Origin of the sequence: Longimicrobium sp., assembly GCF_036554565.1 — a bacterium.
In the GTDB taxonomy this organism is placed as follows: Bacteria; Gemmatimonadota; Gemmatimonadetes; order Longimicrobiales; family Longimicrobiaceae; genus Longimicrobium.
The window spans coordinates 1-6,652 of the sequence record NZ_DATBNB010000335.1 but is presented as its reverse complement, the minus strand read 5'-3'; the positions used below and the strand labels follow the sequence as shown (position 1 = coordinate 6,652).

Genomic DNA, 6,652 nt, shown 5'->3' with positions numbered 1-6,652 from the left:
GTCGGCGTGGGTGCCGGTTACGGCGCCGTCGTCGCGCGACTCCGCCTGGAAGACCGTGATCCAGGCGAAGAGGTCCGTCACCACTTCGCCACGACCGGTGGACGCGTCGACCGCCAGCGCGGCGAACTGTCCGTCGAGCAGGTCCTCCCACGGCTCGTCCCCACCCGCCAGCAGCCGCTCATGCAGCGCCTGCCTGCGCGCGGCATCCACGGCCGGGCCTTTCGGCAGGGGCGGGAGGTGCGCGAACGGCTCACCGATCAGTGCCGTGATCCCCCGCTCGTCCTGCACAACCGGTGGCGGATCGTGCGGGGCGCGGGCGACGGCCAGCGTGCCCCACGACCCCGCGTACTCGTCCACTGCGGCGGTGACCGGGCCGAGCCAGCGGTCGAAGACAGCTTTCAGCTCGCCCGGTGGACGTGGACGCGAGCAGAAAAGAAAGTCGCTCACGCCTCCTCCGACCCCTGCGGCGCGAGCGCGGCCTCGTAGCCGCTGACCATTGCGTCCATGCTGAACCAGTGGGCGGCGCGCCAACTCGCCTCCCGCACGCGATCCGCCACGACGGGCGAGCCGGACCGGATGGCATCCACCACCTCGCGCAGGCCAGCAGCGATCGCGCCCGCATCGTTCGCCTGCACGATCCACCCCGCGGACGGGCGGCCCATACGCGGCGCCAGCGCATCCGGAGCGCCACCCACGTCCGCCGCGATGACGGGCACGCCGGCGGCCATGGCCTCGAGCATCACGAGGCCGAAGCCCTCGGATCGGCTGGGCATCACGAACAGGTCGCACGCAGCCGCCACCGCACGCGCATCGCTTCGGTGCCCCAAGAAGTGCACGCGGCCCCCCACCCCCAGCCGCCGCGCACGCTCCTCCATCGCCGCCCGCGCCTCGGGCGTGCCGCCGCCTACCAGCACGACGTGGACGCCGTCATCCAGCATCGCCGCGGCGTCGGTCAGCAGGTCGAAGCCCTTGTTGGGCTCCATCCCGCCGACTGCCACGACCAGGATCGCATCGTCCGGCGCCCTCAAGCCGTCACGGAGCGGGACGGGCGAAACGGGAACGATATCGATGCCGTTGGGCACCAGGGACACACGATCCGCCAGGTCCGGCAGCGCAGCGGTCATGTGATTCGCGACGCGCAGGCTGTTGGTGACGATGGCGTGGTACCAGTGGCGCAGCGCGTACCGCTCCAGCCGCCCGCGCTTCTCGCCGATAGGCTGGATGCCGCCGATGCGGAACACCACCCGCGGCACCCGGGCCACGCGCGCGGCCCAGCCGGAGATGAAGGCGCGCTTCCACGAGGTGAGCAGGACGGCGTCGAAGCGCCCCCGGCGCAGCCACGCGGCAAACCGCAGCGCATTCACCGGGTCGGTGTCGCCGCCGGGGCGAATGCCTGTGGCCGCAATGCCGAGCGCCTGCAGCTCCGCCATCACCGGTCCGCCCTTGCGGCAGGAGACGGCGACGTGGTGGCCACGGTCGCGCAGCCCGGCGGCGATGGCGATCACCTGCCGCTCGTTGCCGCGGATGACGGGGCCGTCCACGTGAATGGCAACCCTCATCCGCCACCGCTGGCCAGCAGCCGCTCCCAATCGTCCAGGAACCGCTCCCACCCGAACAGCCGCTCGGCGCGCTCCCGCGCCGCAACGCCCATGGCGCGCCGGGCATCTCCGTCCCGCACCAGCTCGGCGAGAGCATCGCGCAGCGCCCCCTCGTCCACGGGCACGACGATGCCGGGGCGTGGCTCGCCCGCGTCCGGCTCCAGCGCCTCGCGCGCGCCGCTGACGTCGGTGCTGACGACGGGAAGGCCGAACGCCATCGCCTCGAGCATGGCGTTCGCCAGCCCCTCGCGGTCGGACGAGACGACGAACAGGTCCAGCGCATCGAGCACGTCGCCCACGTCGGCGCGAAAGCCGAGCAGGTGCAGCCGATCGGCCATCCCAAGCTCACGCGCCAGCGCTTCCAGCCGCTCCCGCTGCGGCCCCTCTCCGGCAATTACGCAGTGGACCGGCTGGGGGATGGCGGCCAGCGCGCGCAGCAGGCGGTCGAACCGTTTCTGCGACGCCAGCCTGCCGACGGCGCCCACGACCACGGCCTCCGCGGGAATCCCGAGTTCCCGGCGCACCGTCCCAGCGGGTGCCTGCCGGACCGGCGCGCGCACCCCGTCGAGGAGGGCGATCACGCGGGACGGGTCCAGGCGCGGATCGCCGGCCAGGAAGCCGGGCCGCATGCCGTGGGCATTAAGCGCCACCCGATGGACGAACCGGCGCAGCGCAAAGCGGTACCGCGCCGAGCGGGCCGGCGTGTCGCCTTCCAGGCCGATCCGCTGGACTACGAAAGGCACCCCGGCAATGCGAGTGGCCGCGCCGGCGAGCAGCAGCTTCTTGAAGGTGGTCAGCAGGACGGCGTCCGGCCGCTCCCGGCGAAGGGTCGCCGCGAAGCGCAGCGCATCCGGCAGCATCACGTCGCCCCCGATCGGCTGCACGCCCGTGGGGATTCCGTATGCGCCGGCGCGAGCGGCCATCTCTTCGTTCCGGCAGAGCATGAGCACGCGGTGGCCGCGGTCTCGCAGGCCGGCGAGCAGCAACGCCGTCCAGATCTCGCCGCCGCCCAGTACGGCCGACGCGTTGTGCGCGATGACGTACATGGAGGGAACTACAGTGCGAAAGTACCAAGTGCGAAAGTGCGAAAGTTACGGACGCGGGCGGAAATCGCTCGCACGCCCGAAACCCACCTTCGCACTCTCGCACTCTCGCACTTTCGCACTTCCCTACTCTCCGAAAAACGCACGCACCGATTCCGCCACGTACTCCAGCTGCGCCTGCGTGAGCTCCGGGAAGACGGGGAGAGACAGCACCTCGTGACAGGCGCGCTCGGACTCGGGGAACTGCCCTTCGCGGTATCCCAGGTAGGCGAAGCACTCCTGCAGGTGCAGCGGCACGGGATAGTACACGCCACTGCCCACGCCGCGCTCGCGAAGGAAGTCCCCCAACGCATCACGCCGGCCGTCGCGGACGCGGAGGGTGTACTGGTTGTAGATGGACTCGTGGTCTTCGCCCACGACGGGAGTCTGGATCCCGCCGATGCCCGCCAGGGCCTGGTCATAGAAGGCGGCGTTGCGGCGGCGTGCGTCACTCCAGCCCTTCAGGTGCGGGAGCTTGGCGGAGAGCACCGCCGCCTGGAGCGAGTCCAGGCGGGAGTTGTATCCCACTTCCTCGTGGTGGTACATCTGTCGCCCGCCGTGCACCCGCAGCTTGCGCAGCCGCTCGGCCGTGGCGTCATCCTTCGCCACCGTCATCCCCGCGTCGCCGAAGGCGCCCAGGTTCTTGGTGGGAAAGAACGAGAAGGCGCACGCGTCGCCCAGCGTGCCCGTGGTGATCCACTCGCCGTCCACCCGCTGCCGCGCGCCGATGGCCTGCGCCGCGTCTTCCAGGAGCGCGATCCCGTGCCGGTCGGCCAAGGCGCGGAAGGCGGGCATGTCGGCCATCTGCCCGAACAGGTGCACCGGCATCACCACGCGGGTGCGGTCCGTAACCGCGGCCTCGGCGGCGGCGGGGTCCAGGTTGAAGCTGCCGGGCAGGATGTCTGCGAACACCGGCCGCGCGCCGACGTTGTGGATGGCCCCCGCGGTGGCGAAAAAGGTGAACGGCGACGTGACCACCTCGTCGTTGCGGCCGCAGTCGAAGGCGCGCAGGGCCAGGAGAATGGCGTCCGTTCCGCTCGCGCAGCCAACGGCGTGGCGCACGCCCAGGTACGCCTCCATCTCGCGCTCGAAGCGGTCCACCACCGGCCCGAGGATGAAGCGCTGCTCCTCGATGATCGTGTGCAGCTCCGGCATCACCTCCGCAGCGATCCCGCGATACTGAAGCGTCAGGTCCAGCAGGGGTACTTGCATCTATCCGTCAGGTCGAAAGGTCATCGTATCGCCGCAGGGCCCCTCCCCCGGCCCCTCCCCCGGCAAACTGCGCCGGGAGAGGGGAGAACTTCGGCCGCGGAGGCTGGGTTCGCGCGCATGCCGCGGGTGCCCCCTCTCCCGGCCTCTCCCCCGCAAACAGCCCGGGAGAGAGGGGAACTTCGATCGGGGTTCGACTGGCTGCCTCGCATGCTGCGGGAGCCCCCTCCCCCCGGCCCCCGTCCCCCGCTGCGCAGGGGAGGGGGAGACCTGAACGCGCGTGGGCCACTCGAGACGCTCTCAACTGCGCGTGCGGTCCGCGAAGGCGGACTTCGGGCCCTTGTTGCCGCGACTTCAGTCGCCCCAGCGGCGACGGGCCCTTGCTACCTACGCCGCCCGGTCCCCCGCCCCCGCGCCCGTGATCGACTGCGCATCGTCGGGGATGTCCGCCTGCGCACTTCCGGCGCCATCGCCCGCATCCACATCCAGGTCTGGGTCGGCGTCGCGCTCGGCTGCATCCGGCGCGCCGGGGGGCTGCATGCCGAACTGCATGTCGTACAGGCGGCGGTAGGTACCGCCGTGGGCGAGCAACTCGTCGTGCGTGCCGCGCTCCACGATCTCACCGCCGTCCAGCACCAGGATCTGCGTCGCCCGGCGGATGGTGGACAGCCGATGCGCGATCACTAGCACGGTGCGGTGCGCCATCAGCTCCTCCACTGCCTGCTGGACGAGACGCTCGCTCTCGGTGTCGAGCGCGCTGGTGGCCTCGTCCAGGATCAGGATCGGCGGGTTGCGCAGCAGCGCGCGTGCAATGGCGATCCGCTGCCGCTGCCCGCCCGAAAGCCGCGTCCCGCGCTCGCCCAGCACCGTGTCGTACCCCTGCGGAAGCTGCGCGATGAACTCGTGCGCGTTCGCCGCCCGCGCCGCCGCCTCGATGTGGTCCTGGCTGGCGCCATCCATCCCGTAGGCGATGTTGGCGCGGACCGTGTCGTGGAACAGGATGGTCTCCTGCGTGACGATGCCCAGCAGCGCGCGGAGATCCTGGAGCTTCAAGTCGCGGATGTCGACGCCATCCAGCGTCACCCGCCCGTGCGTGGGATCGTAGAAGCGCGGGACAAGGTCCGCCAGCGTGCTCTTGCCCGCGCCGCTGGGCCCGACGAGGGCAATCACCTCGCCCGGGCGTACGACGAGGTCGATGCCCCGCAGCACGGGCGAGCCGGGCGCGTACTCGAACGAGACGTCCTCGAAGCGCATCTCGCGTGCAAAAGCCGTCACGGGACGCGCACCGGGCTGGTCCATCACCTCCACGGGCGCATCCAGCAGCTCCATCGCACGCTCCGCCGCCGCCAGCCCTGGCTGCACGACGGACGGGTACTGCGCCACCGCCTTGAGCGGGGTCATCAGCCGGGCGGCCACCAGCAGCGCGGTGAGGAACGCGTTGGCGCCCATCGACCGCTCCACCAGCACCAGGTGGCTGCCGTACACCACCAGCACCATGATGGACGCCGCGGTCACCACCTCCGTGGCGGGCGAAAAGAACTTGCGCCACCGCTCGTTGCGCGCGAACGCCTTGTACTGGCTCTGCGTCAGCGCGCGAAAGCGGCGCTCCTCCCACCGTTCCGCCCCGCTGGCCTTCACCAGCCGCATCCCCGCGACCGTCTCCTGCAGCTGCCCCGCCACCTCGCCCACGGCGTTCAGCACGCGCAGCACGCCCTTGCGAAGGCGTTTGCGAAAGCGCGTCCAGAGCAGCACCATCGGCGGGATGGCGACCAGCGCCACCAGCGTCAGCCGCCACGAGATGATCACCAGGAAGGTGATGAGCGCAATCGCCTGGATGACCGACGAGACGGCCTTGATCAGGTTGTTCGTCACCAGGCTGCGCATCTGGTCGACGTCGCCCGTCACCCGGCTGATGATCTGCCCGGCGCGCGTCCGCTGGAAGAAGGGAAAGCCCAGCCGCAGCAGGTGCGCGTAGATGTCGTTGCGCAGGTCGCGCGTCACCAGCCCTTCCACCAGCGCCGTCGTGTAGTTCTGCGCGTACAGGGCCAGGTTCTTCAGCAGCAGCGCCACGAAGATCACCGCGACCACCACGTACAGCGCCTGCATGGGCGTGCGCTGGTCCGCCCCGGTGCCGATGACCATCGACATCACCGAGTCTACCACCCGCCCCGCCCCGCCGCCGAACATCTCCGACGCGCCGCCGGGCCCGAAGTCGCCGCCGCTGAACAGCACGGCCAGGAAGGGCGAGAGCAGGCTGAGGCTGAACGCATCCAGCGCGGCGTGAAGCGTCATCGCCAGCACCGAAAGCGCCAGCAGCCCCCAGTGCGGGCGCAGGTAGCCCAGGATGCGCAGGTACAGCTTCATCGCGGCGTCAGCAGGGCCACGGGCAGGATCATCTCTTCCGGGCTGATGCCCCCGTGAAGAAAGCTGCCGCGGTAGCGCGCCTGGTACTGGCGCAGCTTGGTGGGATAGACGAAGAAGACGTCTTCCAGCGCGATCAGGTAGTTGGTGGCCGCGCGCCCGGCGGGAAAGCGCAGCACCTTTTCCTCGCTGGTGGAGAACGCGAGCGACGAGTCCTCGGCCCGCAGGTCGTCGCCGAACTTGTAGCGCAGGTTGGCGGTGGTGTCGCGCTTGGCGAACACCGTCGCGGGGCGGTGGCAGTGGATGGAGCCGTGGTCCGTGGTCACCAGCACCGGCACCCTGAGCCGCATGGCCTCGCGGATGGCGGCCAGCGCCTCGGACCGCTCGAACCATTGCCGCGTG

Annotated in this window: 5 protein-coding genes and 1 pseudogene; all 6 read right to left on the bottom strand. The window is 70.8% G+C overall.

The features are described from left to right. On the bottom strand, positions 1–447 hold a 447-nt coding region (locus tag VIB55_RS09510; protein WP_331876413.1), incomplete at its 3' end, for a hypothetical protein. After that, positions 444–1,559 carry a glycosyltransferase gene (locus VIB55_RS09505; RefSeq protein ID WP_331876412.1) on the bottom strand — a complete coding sequence of 372 codons (1,116 nt, stop codon included), beginning with the start codon at positions 1,557–1,559 and terminating at the stop codon, positions 444–446. The genes VIB55_RS09505 and VIB55_RS09510, both read right to left, overlap by 4 nt. Continuing rightward, positions 1,556–2,644, bottom strand: coding sequence for a glycosyltransferase (locus VIB55_RS09500; RefSeq protein WP_331876411.1), 1,089 nt, complete (start codon positions 2,642–2,644; stop codon positions 1,556–1,558). The genes VIB55_RS09505 and VIB55_RS09500 overlap by 4 nt, the downstream gene beginning before the upstream one ends. Positions 2,645–2,767: 123 nt before the next feature. Continuing rightward, entirely contained in the window at positions 2,768–3,892 is a 1,125-nt protein-coding gene (locus VIB55_RS09495; protein WP_331876410.1) for a DegT/DnrJ/EryC1/StrS family aminotransferase, read from the bottom strand. Positions 3,893–4,276: 384 nt separating this feature from the next. Then, positions 4,277–6,253 (bottom strand): ABC transporter ATP-binding protein, encoded by a 1,977-nt coding sequence (locus tag VIB55_RS09490; RefSeq protein WP_331876409.1) that lies wholly within the window; start codon positions 6,251–6,253, stop codon positions 4,277–4,279. Further along, a pseudogene (locus tag VIB55_RS09485) lies at positions 6,250–6,652 on the bottom strand (PglZ domain-containing protein); the annotation flags it as partial. The gene VIB55_RS09490 and the pseudogene VIB55_RS09485, both read right to left, overlap by 4 nt.

Bases quoted from the DNA above. Each gene is read 5' to 3' on its own strand.
- VIB55_RS09500 (WP_331876411.1), bottom strand. From the start codon at position 2,644: ATGTACGTCATCGCGCACAACGCGTCGGCCGTACTGGGCGGCGGCGAG.
- VIB55_RS09490 (WP_331876409.1), bottom strand. From the start codon at position 6,253: ATGAAGCTGTACCTGCGCATCCTGGGCTACCTGCGCCCGCACTGGGGG.
- VIB55_RS09495 (WP_331876410.1), bottom strand. From the start codon at position 3,892: ATGCAAGTACCCCTGCTGGACCTGACGCTTCAGTATCGCGGGATCGCT.
- VIB55_RS09505 (WP_331876412.1), bottom strand. From the start codon at position 1,559: ATGAGGGTTGCCATTCACGTGGACGGCCCCGTCATCCGCGGCAACGAG.